We start from the raw sequence: 14,603 nt of genomic DNA on the forward strand, positions 1-14,603 counted from the left end.
TGCGAGGCTCTGTCAATTGACGGAGGCGACGCAATCTTTTTACCTCTTTTGATACTGTTTTTCGTAATATTTCTGGTAGTCGCCAGAGGTAACATTATTCATCCATTCTTCATTATGCAGGTACCAATCGATGGTTTTTTCCAGTCCTTCTTCAAATTGCAAACTGGGAATCCATCCCAGATCTTTTTGCAGTTTTGTTGAGTCGATTGCGTAACGTAAGTCATGCCCTGCACGGTCTTTTACATAGGTAATTAGCTGTGCCGAAGTTCCGGAGGAGTGACCCAGTTTTCGATCCATAATTTCGCACATGAGGCGAATTAAATCGATGTTTTTCCACTCATTGTGTCCTCCGATATTATACGTTTCACCAGGTTTGCCCTGATGGAAAATTACATCAATGGCACGGGCGTGATCTTCTACCCATAACCAATCCCGGATGTTTTCGCCCTTACCGTAAACCGGAAGCGGTCGTTTGTTTCGGATGTTATTAATGAATAAGGGAATTAGCTTCTCCGGAAACTGGAAAGAGCCATAATTATTGGAGCAATTGGAAACCAGCGTTGGCAAACCAAAAGTATCATGATAGGCCCTGACAAAATGATCGGAACTGGCTTTTGATGCCGAATAAGGACTGTGCGGATCGTAAGCAGTATCTTCGGTGAACATGCCTTCGTTGCTTAGCGAGCCATAAACTTCATCGGTAGAAATGTGGTAAAACAGTTTGTTGTCAGTCTGATCTTTCCATTGGGTTCGCGTAGCATTCAGCAAGTTAACAGTACCAATTACGTTAGTGAAAACAAATTCGCTGGGGTTTGAAATGGATCGGTCGACATGCGATTCGGCAGCCAGGTGAATGACTCCGTCAAATTGTTTTTCCAGAAACAGTTTTTGAATGGCTGCTGCGTCCACAATATCGAATTTGACAAATTCGTAATTGGGTTTTCCTTCCACATCTTTTAGATTAGCTAAATTTCCGGCATAAGTCAGCTTATCGAGGTTAACAATGTGGTAGTCCGGGTATTTATTTACAAAAAGCCGGACAACATGAGAACCGATAAATCCGGCTCCTCCGGTAATTAGAATTGTTTTCATAAAAGTGCTATTGAATGCGGTAATAATTGAAAAAAAAATGATTATTGCTTGCCGATTTTGTTACAAATCAACTTTTCCTCGAAGCATCGATCCAAAAACGTCAATATTTGGCGATTATGTTAGTTTTTTAGAGCTTCAATAATTCTGGAACATGCTACCCCATCCCCATACGGATTGTTAGCCTTAGACATCGCTTCATACGTCTTTGGTTCACTGATTAACTCCGATACTTCACGGATTATAACTTCTTTATCGGTTCCCACCAGTTTTACGGTTCCGGCTTCCAGTGCCTCGGGGCGTTCGGTGGTGTCGCGCATCACCAGAACGGGTTTTCCTAAGCCCGGCGCTTCTTCCTGGATTCCGCCGGAGTCGGTAAGGACCAGGTAGGCGGAGGACATGAGGTGAACGAAGGGGAGGTAGTCGAGGGGCTCTATGAAATGCACATTCTGTGCGCACGAATCACACGAATTAGCACGAATTTCACTAAGACTACCAAATACGTCTGTGATTGCTTTCCTCACATTGGGGTTGAGGTGCATGGGGTACACAAAGTCGACATCGGGATGTTGTTCGGCGAGGTGTTTAATTGCTTCGCAGATGTTGAGAAAGCCTTGTCCAAAGTTTTCGCGTCGGTGGCCGGTAATCAACACTAATTTTCGCGAATTTTCTAACGAATTACACGAATTTTTCCACGAAATTAATTTGTCAGACGGGAGGCCGAAGTCGATGAGTGTGTTGGTGATGGCTTGTTCGAGGGTACCGTCGTTTTTCATTTTGTTGATCACCCAAAACAGTGCATCGATAACGGTATTGCCTGTTACTTGGACGTTTTCTTCTTTTACCCCTTCATTCAGCAGGTTTTGTTTGCTGAGCGGAGTTGGAGAGAAATGGTAGGTAGCCAAGCGTCCGGTGAGCTGGCGGTTCATTTCTTCGGGCCAGGGGCTGTAGATGTTGTGCGTACGCAGTCCGGCTTCTATATGTCCTACCGGTATTTGCTGATAGAAGGCAGCTAACGCCGCCGTTGTGGAGGTAGAAGTATCGCCATGTACCAGAACCAGGTCGGGTTGGGCTTCTTTGAGAACGTCGCGCATTCCAAGCAACACACGGGCGGTAACATCGTAAAGGTCCTGTCCCTGCTTCATTATGTTGAGGTCGTAGTGCGGCTTGATCTCGAATAGCTGCAATACCTGGTCAAGCATTTCGCGGTGCTGCCCGGTAACACATACCAAGGTTTCAAATTGTTCGGGATGCTTTTCAAACTCTTTTACCAGTGGCGCCATTTTTATGGCTTCGGGGCGGGTGCCGAAGACTAATAGGATACGTTTTTTTTTTGTTTTATTTGTCATGGTTGTTTTTGTTCTTTTTTGTTATTGTTGGATTACACGGATTTTTACACGGATTACGCGGATGGTGGTTCTAGCGGGCTTTTGTATTAATGAATCTTTTCCATTTAAGGCTGGATTCACCAAAGTTTATAAGTAGCCCTACCTCCAGGCCTGATGCATTTAAATAGTTAATGGTTTGTTTTTTGAAATCGTTATGCAAAAAGCTAGTTGCCTTAATTTCCAGGATGATTGATTCAAAGCAGAGAAAGTCAACCTTGAAGTATTTATCCAGAGGTTTACCATTGAACATGACCAGCAGTTTATGCTGTTTTAAAAGAGGTATGTTTTGCTTGACAAACTCTTTTTCCAATGCTTCCTGATAAACCGATTCAAGAAAACCATTCCCTAAGGACTTATGCACATTGATGCAGGCTCCAATTATTTTATAGGTACGTTCTTCGTGAAGTAAGACCATCAGCGAAATCCGTGTTAATCTGTGAGATTCGTGTCTATCTCTTGAAGACTCCGGCGAAGTCGAGGATTACCTTGTCGTTGTTGTATTCCAGTGTTTTAAATTCATCATGAGCTACGAGGAAGGCAATGATATCGGCCTGTTCGTAGGCTTCTTCATAATTGGTGAGTTTAAAGACCGAATGTTCTTTGATGTTGGGTTCCACCACCAGGAAATTGTTTTGTTCGCTTTGCATTACCTTTTGGGCGATATACTTGGCGGGACTTTCGCGCAGATCATCGATATTGGGCTTAAATGCAAGTCCCATAATCGCCGTCTTTGGTTTACGTCCGTGTTTCAGTTGAAATTCGAGCATGGCGGTTTTTGTTTTTTCGGCACACCAGAATGCTTTGTAATTATTGATTTCGCGGGCTTTACCGATGATTTGAGATTCCATTGGATAGTCAGAAACAATGAAATAAGGATCAACTGCAATACAGTGGCCGCCAACACCGGCTCCCGGCTGAAGGATATTAACCCGGGGGTGTTTGTTGGCCAGGTTGATCAGCTCCCATACGTTGATTCCGGCTTTGTCGCAGATCAGCGACAGCTCATTGGCAAAAGCAATTTGCACGTCGCGTGATGAATTCTCTGTCAGCTTACACATTTCGGCTGTACGGGCGTTTGTACTGTGAAGTTCGCCTTGAACAAAGGTTCTGTAGAATTCTTTCGCCTTCTCGGTTGAAGCTTCGTCAATCCCCCCAATGACCCTGTCGTTATGGATGAGTTCGTGCAGCACATTTCCCGGCAGAACCCTTTCCGGGCAATAGGCGATAAAAATTTTATCCTGTAATTCGGGGCGTTCGCTGAAAATAAGTTTTGCCATCTTTTCAGTAGTGCCTACGGGCGATGTGGATTCAATAATATAGGTATCACCCGCTTTAAGGTGAGGCAAAACAGCTTTGGTTGCTGCTTCTACAAAAGAAATATCGGGCTCATGGTTGCCTTTGAAAGGGGTTGGGACCACTATCAAATGTACATCGGCGTCAATAGGTGCGAGAGATGCTTTAAAAAAACCTTTTTGAACACTTTCCTTCACTACTTCTCCCAATCCAGGTTCAATAATATGGATTTCTCCACGATTAATGATGTCAACTACTTTGGGATTCACATCCACTCCGTGAACATTTATTCCTTTTTGAGCCACTACGGCTGCTGTTGGAAGGCCGATGTAGCCTAAGCCTATAAACTGTGCTTGCATGATTGATATAGATTGATTTTTTTGTTTTTATATGAATTCCTTGGTTGGTGTTATTCGTACTCGATCCTAGATCCCCGATCCTAGAAGCTTGTAGTTTGCGGCTTTTAGAGATAGTTCAGAGTTTAAAGTTTAGAGTTCAGAGAATACATCTGCAATCTCTAATCGTTAGTCATCATTCGTTATTCTGATACTAGATGTTAGATGCTCGATACTTGATGCTAGTAGCTTGCAGCTTGAGGCTCGAAACTCGCCGCTTTCTTCTAAAAACTCCATATTCGTGGTATCAGCAGTACGCTGAGGATAAAAACCATCAGCTGGAGCGGTAGCCCGATACGGACAAAGTCGTTGGCGGAATAGTGCCCGATGGATTTGATGATCAGGTTGGCACGGTATCCGCGGGCGGTCATAAAGCTGGAAGCTCCGGCAATGGCAATGGCCACAAAAAAGGGTTTGGGATCGACGTTTAGCATCTGTGCTGCCACAATGGCAACCGGAAACACCAGGGCCACCGCAGCATTGTTGGATATAATCTCGGTAAAAATAGTTGTAAACAGGTAGAGCAGGGCAAGCACTCCCCAGGGCCCCAGCGAACGCACGGTTTCGATAAACTCGCGTGCCAGCGCTTCGGCAATACCGGTGTTTTGTATGGCCGCACTTACCGCAAAGGCGGAGGCAATGGCAATCAGCAGGTCCCAGGTGATGTTTTTGGTATAGTTTTGCGCGGGCAATATCTTAAACCATACGAGCAGCAAAGCGGCTAAAGCCACCATCACAAAAATATCGAGCCGCACTCCAAAGCCCCAGCTTACCATTTCGTTGATCAGGATGCCGGCCACCATCGCCAGGAGGATGAAGAGCGCGATCCACCTTTTTCTCCGGGTTTTTTCAACGGGCATATCCTGCATATAGTTGACCAGGTAAAACATGGAACGCGTGCCCCAGTTTTTCTCAAAATGATCGGTAGCGAGCAACACCAGGTTATCACCTACTTTTAATTCGAGCTTATTCAGGTTCGCCGTAATGCGTTCTCCGTTTCGGTGAACGGCCAGTACCACGGCATTGAAGTGCTCAAAGAAATTGAATTCGGCCAGTGTCATGCCCAGGCCGGGGAAGCGGGGCGCCAGAACGACCTCGTAATTTTTTAGTTCGTTGGGATCCGTATCTTTTAAAAAGTCAACACCTTTGAGCTTGATTTCGCTGTGCAGCAGGATGTAGTTCAGCCGGTCGGAATTTCCGGTGAGCAGGAGCTCATCGCCCGCTTGCAGGGTGAGCTGTCCGTGTCCGGGACGAATAATCTTCCCGTTGCGTTCCACCGCATGTACTTCGAGTCCGTTTAAGCCGTTGAGTGCGCCGTTGGTAACGGTTTCGCCGATGTAACGACTGTTGTCGGGAAGCAGGACGTTGTAATAGTAATCTTTAATGCCCGATTTCTTTTTGCTATGCCGCTGCACCCGTTCTCCGGGCAATATCCGGTTGCCGAGCAGGGCCATGTATAAAAATCCAAAGGCAGCAACGATCAGTCCCAGTTTGGCCAGTTCGAAGAGGTGAAATCCGCGGTAGCCGTTTTCAATCATTAGCCCGTGAACCACCAGGTTCGAGGAAGTACCGATGAGTGTACACATCCCTCCAAAAATAGCCGCGTAGCCGAGCGGAATCAGTAGTTTTTTATTGGGCAGATTCATCATTTGTGCCCATTTCAACAGAATAGGAGTGGTGTTGACCACAATGGGCAGGTTGTTTAGAAAAGCCGACAAAAAGGAGACGGGGATCATGATCCGGGGCAGCAAAAAGGGCATGGGGCTTTTCTTCCGGGGAAGATAGGCCTGGGCCAGGCGGGTAATCAGTCCCGATTGTTTGATGCCTTCGTTCACCAAAAACAATACCCCGATGGTGATGACTCCCGTATTGGAGAAACCACGAATCATCTCTTTGGCTGAGATAATTCCGGTAGCCAGAAATATAACCGCAGCGCTAAAGAGTATCAATCCCGGGCGCAGCCACTGAAACAGAAAAGCCGCCAGGATGTAAATGATTACGATGATGGCTATGATGATGTCGATGTTCATTGCTTGATGCTTGTAACTGAAGGATTGATGTATTGAAGGACTGAGTTATAAGGCATAAATGCTTGAATATTTTCTATTTTATAACTTCTAAGCTCTCGATACTAAGTTTTATCATCTGCGACACGTTTCCAACAGATCCCTCGACTTCGCTCGGGATGACAGGTATTGTAACGTGTCTGGCGGCGCAATGCGTTTTATCTGTTGTAATATATCTTTCAAGCGCCGCAGTATTTTATCGGTTAGACAGTCATTGCGATCCCGGTCCGTCAGCTGACGGAAGGAGAAGCAATCTGATTCTTGTTGTTTTTGTCCTGCCGGACGAGCTTTCATTTTTCTCCTTGATGAGAAAAACGAAACACGAGGAAGGCATTTTCGAGCATCAAGACAAAATTCACTAGGTGTTTATTTTGAATAAGGTCTGTGCTTCAACGAAGTACACAACAATAGTCAATTAGTCTTTATTCTGGCCCGTGTAACTTGCCTCCGGCTGCGTTTTACCTTTGTATTATTTCAATGTTGCGGCTTAGCCCGCCTGACGGATTTTTGTCGGGCACGCAGAAGTGTTTCATTTTGTGATTCAAAAATCGTTGACTGGTTTTTATCCTTTGTAAATCTTCAATCGTTAATCATTATTCGATATTTATTTTCTTCTGTTTGTCCACCTTTTTGAGGGGGACGAGGAATTCCGGTGTTTTTACATCCGGAATGACGGAGGGGGTGCTTTTGCTCTATACTTGATACCCGATCGTAGATGTTTATTCGTTTACTATTCTTGGTAGCTTGAAGCTCGTAGCTTACAGCTTGCCGCTTTTTTTATCCTTTCCCGATTCCTTTGTATTCGAATCCGATCTGGTTCATTTCGGCGGCATTCAGAATGTTGCGGCCGTCGAAAACAAAGGCAGGCTTGAGCATGGTTTCGTAGATCTGCTGCCAATTGTAGGTAAGGAACTCGTCCCATTCGGTGAGGATCGCAATGGCATGTGCATTTTCGAGTGCCGTGTAGGGCTCGTCGTGAACCGTGATCAGGGACTGAAGGACGGAAGGATCGAAGGATTGAGTCGGATCCTGTTTGTAAACGTATTCCAAATCCTTGAAAATCTGTTCCTTTTTTACTTTTGGGTCGTAGATATGAATCTCGGCCAAATCGTCGAGTAACTCTTTGGCTACATAGATCGCTGCTGATTCACGCGTATCGTTGGTATCTTTTTTAAAGGCCCAGCCCAGGAAAGCAATTTTTTTCCCCGAAACGGTGTTAAACAGGCTATCGATAATTTGTTTGGCAAAGCGGTGTTTCTGGTAATCGTTCATTTTGACCACTCCTTCCCAGTAATCGGCGACTTCAGGCAAATTAAAATGCCGGCACAGGTATACCAGGTTGAGTATATCTTTCTGGAAACAACTTCCGCCAAAACCAACGGAAGAGCGCAGGAATTTGGGGCCAATGCGGGTATCGGCGCCAATGGCATGGGCGATCTCATCGACGTCGGCGCCGGTTCTTTCGCAAAGAGCAGAAATGGCGTTGATGGATGAAATCCGTTGCGCCAAAAAAGCATTGGCAGTCAGTTTCGACAATTCTGATGACCAGAGGCGGGTGGTGATGATGTTTTCGCGTGGCACCCAGTGCGCATAAATGGCAGCCAGCGCTTCAATGGCGGCCAGTCCGTCTTCGTCCTGTCCTCCGCCAATCAGAATGCGATCGGGGTGGTGAAGGTCGGAGATGGCGGTCCCTTCGGCCAGAAATTCAGGGTTTGAAAGGACCTGGAATTTTTTGCCGTTACCCTCGGCTTCCAAAATGGTTTTAATCGACTGTGCCGTGCGAACGGGTAGGGTAGACTTCTCTACCACGATTTTCCCTTCGGGTGCAATCCTTGCAATCTGACGGGCCGACAGTTCAACGTATTTCAGATCGGCTGCCATGCCTTTCCCCACTCCATAGGTTTTGGTGGGTGTGTTTACCGAAATAAATATCATTTCGGCTTCGCGGATACCTGCTTCCACATCGGTGGAGAAAAACAGGTTGCGTCCGCGGGCTTCCTGCACCACTTCTTTTAGTCCGGGTTCGTAAATCGGAAGTTGATCCAGGTCAGTATCGTTCCATTCGGCAATGCGTTGCGGATTGATATCCACCACATTGACTTTAATCCCCGGACATTTTTGTGCAATCACGGCCATGGTCGGGCCGCCTACATATCCTGCGCCGATACAGGTAATGGTTTTTATGGTATGTTTCATTTCAATTAGCTGTCGTTTTTATCAATTTTGTTTGAGACTTAACGGAATTGCCAACTAAGGGATTTTATATCTGTAACAATGATCCGCTATGACCCTCTTATTCGGGGTTAATTTCAATCGATCTCGTTCCATTTCTCTTTCACCGAGCCCAAAAACTGTTTGCCAAAGATCCAGCCAATGGAACAAACTCCACCTAAAAAGATCCAGATGATGAGTGTTTTCAGACCACTGTTGTTGTCTTCAAGGGGAACGGTAACGGGTTTTATAATCGCAAAAATAGGCGTGTCTTCTTTTACTTTAATTTTGGCTTGTTCCAATTGTTTGGCAAGTTCCGAATAAACACTAAATGCCAGTTGGTAATCGCTTTGCAGTCTTTCTTCCTGGGTACGTGCAAGGGCAGAGGTTACATTTTTATTCCGGTCGCGGAAAGCGGCCAGTTCAGCCTGTGCGGCTTCAAATTCTTTCTTTTTATCGGTATAGCGTTCTTCGATAAAAGCCAATTGAGCTTTTGCCTTTTCGATTTTGAATTCAGTGATGGACTGCTGGAGTAAGTGCTGTGCTTTTTGTGCCACCTGGGCAGCCAGTTGTGGTTCGCCAAAAACAGCATTCAAAATAATATATCCATCCTTATCGTTTGACTCCAGCGAAACAGCGTTTCCAAGTATCTTTCTAATTTCTTCCTGGTCGTTTGTTAGCTGAATGGTTCCGGTTTTGTCCTCATTTACAGATGGCTCTTCCGCTTTTTCTCCTTTGATGGCTTTTAGAATAACAAAGGGCAATCCTATGGTATATTTTTTGACTTGCCCCAGTATGCCGGGTGAATAATACTCGGTATAATAATCATAAAGCGTAAGCGGTTGGTCGATGCCGGTAAAGGTGAATTTTGTATTCATCAGTTCCAGTTGAAACGGTACACTTTGCACGATTTGCGGATAAATAAAGGGAGAAAGGTCCGCACCGCCGTTGTCCAGGTTCATGTTAAAACCCGCCATGGCCGCAAGCGAAGATAAACCTCCTAACTTGGAAGAACTCTGTGACAGTTGAGGAACCATGGTGCTTGATGCCGTATAATCTTTGGGTGATACAAGGGCAACGATTACTCCCAACACTGCAAACAGGATTACGGTTTTAAGGATAAATTTTCTCCCATCCCACAGGGTTTTTGCCAACGCGATAAGATCAATTTCGTCGGCTTCTGTCGATTTTGAATTTTTTATTTCTTCTGTCATTACGTTTTAGTAAGGAGTTTGAAAAACGGATTCAGTTTTCCGAATCATCATAACCTATCTCAAGACTGCTGCGATGGCAATGGCAAGCGATGAAAAGGCGCTGCTGACTGCCAGCCATCCCTGAAGACCCATCCCTTCACGCTTTTCTTTTTGGGGAACCACAATTTCACTTCCAGGGCCTACTTCAGGATAGTTCTTTACGATAAAGGTTTTGGTGGATGCCGTGTAGCCGTTCGGATATTTTACATATACCTTTTTTTTGGCGGCCTCCGTTCCAAAGCCTCCGGTTTTATCAATGTAATATTTCAGTGTTTTGCCTTCCTCGTAGGTAATGGAGAACGGATTCTGAACAGCGCCCGTTACTTTTACAGTCTGGGTATATTCCGGAACAAACAGGATGTCTCCGTTTCTGAGGTAGAGATCGGCTGGTCCGTTTGGATTGTCTAAAATCGTTTTCAGGTCAATCGCGATGGTTTCCGATCCTAATTCATCTGTTTTTCTTTTTAATGAGGCTCCAGCGACAAATGCCTGTGGAGTAATTCCTTTGGCGTTTTTAACCAGGTCGGAAATCCGCTGATTTTTGTTTTGCAAAGCATACACACCCGCATAAACCACTTCGCCGGTAATGGTAACCGAACCTTGTTCGCGGTATCCGGGAGCTCTTTTTATGGAAACGCGGTCAAAGGGCTCAAGATAAAATGGAACATCCGTGTCGGTTTTTAAGCCGCGGGAGTGTTTCAGGTTAAAAATGTGAACAAGTGTATCGGTCGATTTCGAGGCTTCATCGTAGGATAGTCTTCTGGAAACTTCGATGTAGCTGCTGTCGGCTGCTTCAGTAAAACCTCCTGCCATAAACACCAGATCAGAAATGGTAATCTTTTCCGACCAGGGCATTTGTCCGGGTTTCATCACTTCTCCGTTAATGGTAACATAGGGTTGCTCGCCCATGGCAAAATGAGACTTGATGGTAACGATATCTTTTTCCTGTAACACAATGTTCACTTTTCCCGATGCTACTTTTTCCACATCGAAGGGGATGGTGGTCGTGGTAAGGTCAGGATTAAAGCGGGTAATGAGGCCTCGGTTATTGAACGCATCCGGAGTCAGACTGTCTGCTTTTGCGATCAGATCGAAGAGTGTTAAGCCATCTGTCCATTCGTATTCTCCCGGCTGATAAACGGCGCCGGTGATGGTTACCCGGTTTTTGAATTCTTCTGCAATTTTCCCAATCGACAGCAGGTCGCCGTTCATGAGTTGAAACGAAGAAAGCTGTTCGTAAGGAATGTCGAGAATCTGTTTCCCCCTTTGGGTTAGCCTTTGCAGTTGAATTCTTGAAAGAAAAGCATTTTGAGTAAAGCCTCCGGCAAACCGGATCAGGTCGCTCAGGTTTTCCTCTTGTTTCATTTCAAAAATGCCGTTTCGTTTAAACGGCCCCTTCACTTCAACGCGTGTTTCTGCAGCAGGCACAAAGATAATGTCGTTGTCTTTCAGCATGAAATTACCGGAAGGATCTGCATCCACCAGAAATTTATAAATATCAACGTTTTGCAGTATCTTATTGTCTCTGATTACCTTAATGTTACGGAAAGATCCAATGCTGTCAGGACCTCCCGACAGGTAAAGCGCGTTGAAAAGGGTGGCAGTTACAGGCAGGGTATAGGTGCCCGGTGTGGTTATTTCGCCCAAAAGGTTCACCTGAATCGATCTTAGTTGTCCCATGTTTACCTGTGCAAAGGTTCCCGGATTGTCGCCGCCCATGTCTGCATAGATTTCGGTCAGGCGTTGTTTGATTCTTTCCTCTGCTGAGTCGAAAGTCAATCCTGCAATAAATATCGGTCCAACATCCGGAATAACAATCTGGCCATTCCGGTTAACATTTAACTGGTAATTGTTTTGCGAATTTCCCCATATCTGGATCAGAATCTGATCGCCGATACCGATTTCGTAATTTTTAGGTGTCTGAATGTTTAGGTTGGGTTCGAAAGTTAAATCTTTACTGTTAAAAAGATAGGATCCAAATATTTCGCTTTTAGTATTGAGCTTTGCGGTTCGGGTCGACACATCAGAAACAGCATCTTTAATCTTTATTTGTTGAATATCGGTAATGGTGTCTACATAGTTTTGGTTAGCCGATTGCTGCTCCAGCATACGTTGTTGCATTTCTCTGATCTGTTCTTCGCTTGCCCCCCGTTGTCTGGCAATTTCAGCTGCCTGCTCGGGTGTGAGCCCGGTATTTTGAATGGCATTTTGGGCTTTTTTAATGTCCTGGTTTGACAAGGATTTGACGTCCACATTTTTAACATCCTGCGCAGCGGCTGTAAAGAGTAAAAATGAGCCGGTCAAAAACAGAAATGTTTTGATGGTTAATCTTTCCATATAAGGTGGTTTTTTTTTACGAATATTAGCTTATTTTTTAAGAAATCAAAGTCAACTGGAATTTTCAGTCGGGCAAATTCGCTTGGTTCAAATCCTCCAAATTAACAGATGGTCGTGCCTTTGGAGATAATTGTTTTTTTCGTCTTCGTTTAAGATCAGATACCGAATCTTGCGTTCCATGTGTTTTTCTACTTTTTCAACCAATTGCGATACATAACTTCCGTTAATCTCGTTCCCATAAAGCAGGATGTCGATAATTTTTGAATCCCTGCCAAGCGCTAAATCACCCACCAGGTATGCTTCTTTCAGATCTCCGATTTTGGAGGTGACATGTTCCAATATCTGATCAATGCCTATGGTTTTAATCAGTATATTGTGGATATCTGAAAACAGCGGATGATGCGTATTGGCTCGGAAATATTTTTTGTTTCCCAATAGCTCTGATGTCAGCAAGCCCGCTGACTCCAGCCTGTTTAATTCAATCCGTATGGCATTGGTCGATTCACCAAACTCTGCTTCCAGGTTTCGCAGGTAACTTTTGGTATTCTTGTTCAGGAAGAATTTTAGCAAAAGTTTTATGCGTGTTTTACTGGTGATAATGTTTTGAAGCATAAGTTGGTAGGATGATGATTTCGATGTTGTAGGTATCGTGCGAGGGACGCTATTTTCACAGCTTCGCCTCCTCAGTTACATGGAATGTATGAGTGGTTGTAATTTTGAGTAACAAATATACTCATTCTTGTTTTCGGCCGACAAAAATAGGTATTATAATTGCCATTATTATCCGCCTTTTATAGAAATGACAGAAAATAGGCATATGTGAATCTTTTTCTAAGCTTTTTCTGATGCTATGTGGGAGGAAAGAATAAAGAGTAGTAAAGCGATCGGACCAAAAATGAAACATGGTTTATTGCCGGATTTGGTCAGCTATCCTTATACTCAGAGACAACTGTGATGATTATAAAGTACCATGCTGCTTTGGTTTTGATGGCATTACTATGTGTTGAATCATTAGCGATATCAATAGGGTATTTAAATAAAGTAGTCGCGGAGTTTGGTGTTTGAAGCTGTGCTTTTCAAAAAAATCAGCTTACTAAGGTATGCTCTTCAGGAAGCGCACTCAGGTGTTCGGCAGGAACTTCAATCGAAAAGCTTTGATCGATCTGTTCGATTCGAAGTATAAACTTGTTTTTTCCTCTGATCTCGGCCAGTTCACCCCTCAAACCCACCAGTGGTCCCTGAATGATTTCTACTTTTTTGCCAGGAGCAAAGGTTTCACGATTAATATTAACCTCAAAATCGTTTTGTTGCAACATCCGCTTCATCGCGGCTATCTGGTCTTCCCTGATTGCTGCAGCTTTTCCTTCGAAGGTGATGTAGCATACAACGTTATTGTTTTGGAGTACCCGGTCGTAGTCTTTTCTGGTGACGTTTACAAAGCAGTAGCCGGAAATCAGCGGAACTTCAACCCATTTTTTACGGTCTTTCCACTGACGTAATTTTCGTTGTATGGGAAGAAAACTTTCAATACCCTGCTGTTGAAGGTCCTCGTTCACCCTTTTTTCTGCCCGCGAGCGGGTATAAATGGCATACCAGTTTTTTACTTCAGGATTTGTCGGCCTCATTTTTCTGTATTTGTCTGAAAAAAACGCTGCAAGTAAGTGAAATCTTCCTTTTATTTCAAATAACCCTTCAACTGAATTGTGATTAGAGTAGGCCGGAGATTTTAGAAGTTTCTGTTTTGAATAATGAGAGACGGGGAGCAGGGGAAAATAAAAATGCCCTGCTGAGCAAGGCATTTTCATGTATAATTTTATACGTCAAGATCTTTTTTTGCCAGGTAGAAATCCACCATTTCGTAGTCGCTTTTTTCACGTTCTTCCATATCAGGTACTGTTTTTGGCGGAGGAACGATTACTTTTTGTCCCGGTGTCCAGTTTAGCGGAAGGGCCACACTGTATTTATCGGAAACCTGCAATGCTTTCAGTACTCTAAGGATTTCATCCATGTTGCGCCCCACATTTAGCGGGTAATACATTATTAATCTAATTTTTCCTTTCGGATCGATAAAGAACACAGCACGTACGGCGGCTGTTTCGCTTTCGTTAGGTTGAAGCATCCCGTAGAGTTGCGACACTTTCATGTCGATATCAGCAATGATGGGGAAGTCGAAAAGAACGCCGGTGTTCTTTTTAACATTGTTAACCCACGCCACATGTGCATGAATGCTGTCGATACTTAATCCGATAAGTTTGCAGTTCAATGCCCTGAATTCATCGCCTCGAACCGCAAAACCGCTCATTTCGGTGGTGCACACCGGAGTAAAATCGGCAGGATGTGAGAAAAGAATAGTCCAGCTGTCTTTGATGTATTCTGAAAATTGGATGGGACCATAGGTGGTATTGGCTCTAAAGTCGGGAGCCATGTCGCCGATTCTTGGCATTGAGCTTACATTTTGTTCTTCCATGATTTGTTTATTTTTATTTAAGTGTTTCCAACAAATTTACTATTTAAAAAGAACATTCGCTTAATAAATATTAGTTCTATTTCATTGTATTTCTTGATGTTTGT

At 44.3% G+C, this 14,603-nt stretch carries 11 protein-coding genes; all 11 read right to left on the reverse strand.

The genetic code is table 11. From position 1 onward, the window contains the following. Window positions 1-39: 39 nt before the first annotated feature. Entirely contained in the window at window positions 40-1,092 is a 1,053-nt protein-coding gene (rfbB, locus tag MR764_RS13725) for a dTDP-glucose 4,6-dehydratase (RefSeq protein ID WP_247980002.1), read from the reverse strand. A gap of 119 nt (window positions 1,093-1,211) precedes the next feature. Then, window positions 1,212-2,438, reverse strand: a complete 1,227-nt coding sequence (gene wecB, locus MR764_RS13730; RefSeq protein WP_247980003.1) for a UDP-N-acetylglucosamine 2-epimerase (non-hydrolyzing) — start codon at window positions 2,436-2,438, stop codon at window positions 1,212-1,214. Between the two features lie 70 nt (window positions 2,439-2,508). Next, entirely contained in the window at window positions 2,509-2,892 is a 384-nt protein-coding gene (locus MR764_RS13735) for a GxxExxY protein (RefSeq protein WP_247980004.1), read from the reverse strand. A gap of 34 nt (window positions 2,893-2,926) precedes the next feature. Continuing rightward, on the reverse strand, window positions 2,927-4,129 hold the full coding sequence (wecC, locus tag MR764_RS13740) for a UDP-N-acetyl-D-mannosamine dehydrogenase (RefSeq protein ID WP_247980005.1): 1,203 nt from the start codon (window positions 4,127-4,129) through the stop codon (window positions 2,927-2,929). Between the two features lie 260 nt (window positions 4,130-4,389). Next, the gene (locus MR764_RS13745) at window positions 4,390-6,195 is read right to left on the reverse strand and encodes an SLC13 family permease (protein ID WP_247980006.1); all 1,806 of its coding nucleotides are present in this window, start codon (window positions 6,193-6,195) and stop codon (window positions 4,390-4,392) included. Window positions 6,196-7,008: 813 nt separating this feature from the next. After that, window positions 7,009-8,427, reverse strand: a complete 1,419-nt coding sequence (locus tag MR764_RS13750) for a nucleotide sugar dehydrogenase (RefSeq protein WP_247980007.1) — start codon at window positions 8,425-8,427, stop codon at window positions 7,009-7,011. A 113-nt stretch (window positions 8,428-8,540) separates the two neighbouring features. Beyond that, window positions 8,541-9,656, reverse strand: a complete 1,116-nt coding sequence (locus MR764_RS13755; protein WP_247980008.1) for a Wzz/FepE/Etk N-terminal domain-containing protein — start codon at window positions 9,654-9,656, stop codon at window positions 8,541-8,543. 54 nt (window positions 9,657-9,710) lie between these two features. Then, window positions 9,711-12,032, reverse strand: coding sequence for an SLBB domain-containing protein (locus MR764_RS13760; protein ID WP_247980009.1), 2,322 nt, complete (start codon window positions 12,030-12,032; stop codon window positions 9,711-9,713). An 87-nt stretch (window positions 12,033-12,119) separates the two neighbouring features. Beyond that, entirely contained in the window at window positions 12,120-12,644 is a 525-nt protein-coding gene (locus MR764_RS13765) for an ArsR family transcriptional regulator (RefSeq protein ID WP_247980010.1), read from the reverse strand. 473 nt (window positions 12,645-13,117) lie between these two features. Further along, window positions 13,118-13,657: a UpxY family transcription antiterminator gene (locus tag MR764_RS13770; RefSeq protein ID WP_247980011.1), complete on the reverse strand. Its 540-nt coding sequence runs from the start codon at window positions 13,655-13,657 to the stop codon at window positions 13,118-13,120. Window positions 13,658-13,845: 188 nt separating this feature from the next. Continuing rightward, a complete protein-coding gene (locus MR764_RS13775) occupies window positions 13,846-14,499 on the reverse strand; it encodes a peroxiredoxin (protein ID WP_247980012.1) in 654 nt (217 codons plus the stop codon). Window positions 14,500-14,603 lie beyond the last annotated feature (104 nt).

Origin of the sequence: Maribellus sp. YY47 (assembly GCF_023111095.1) — a bacterium.
Classification (GTDB): domain Bacteria; phylum Bacteroidota; class Bacteroidia; order Bacteroidales; family Prolixibacteraceae; genus Draconibacterium.

Bases quoted from the DNA above. Each gene is read 5' to 3' on its own strand.
- rfbB (WP_247980002.1), bottom strand. From the start codon at position 1,092: ATGAAAACAATTCTAATTACCGGAGGAGCCGGATTTATCGGTTCTCAT.
- wecB (WP_247980003.1), bottom strand. From the start codon at position 2,438: ATGACAAATAAAACAAAAAAAAAACGTATCCTATTAGTCTTCGGCACC.
- MR764_RS13735 (WP_247980004.1), bottom strand. From the start codon at position 2,892: ATGGTCTTACTTCACGAAGAACGTACCTATAAAATAATTGGAGCCTGC.
- wecC (WP_247980005.1), bottom strand. From the start codon at position 4,129: ATGCAAGCACAGTTTATAGGCTTAGGCTACATCGGCCTTCCAACAGCA.
- MR764_RS13745 (WP_247980006.1), bottom strand. From the start codon at position 6,195: ATGAACATCGACATCATCATAGCCATCATCGTAATCATTTACATCCTG.
- MR764_RS13750 (WP_247980007.1), bottom strand. From the start codon at position 8,427: ATGAAACATACCATAAAAACCATTACCTGTATCGGCGCAGGATATGTA.
- MR764_RS13755 (WP_247980008.1), bottom strand. From the start codon at position 9,656: ATGACAGAAGAAATAAAAAATTCAAAATCGACAGAAGCCGACGAAATT.
- MR764_RS13760 (WP_247980009.1), bottom strand. From the start codon at position 12,032: ATGGAAAGATTAACCATCAAAACATTTCTGTTTTTGACCGGCTCATTT.
- MR764_RS13765 (WP_247980010.1), bottom strand. From the start codon at position 12,644: ATGCTTCAAAACATTATCACCAGTAAAACACGCATAAAACTTTTGCTA.
- MR764_RS13770 (WP_247980011.1), bottom strand. From the start codon at position 13,657: ATGAGGCCGACAAATCCTGAAGTAAAAAACTGGTATGCCATTTATACC.
- MR764_RS13775 (WP_247980012.1), bottom strand. From the start codon at position 14,499: ATGGAAGAACAAAATGTAAGCTCAATGCCAAGAATCGGCGACATGGCT.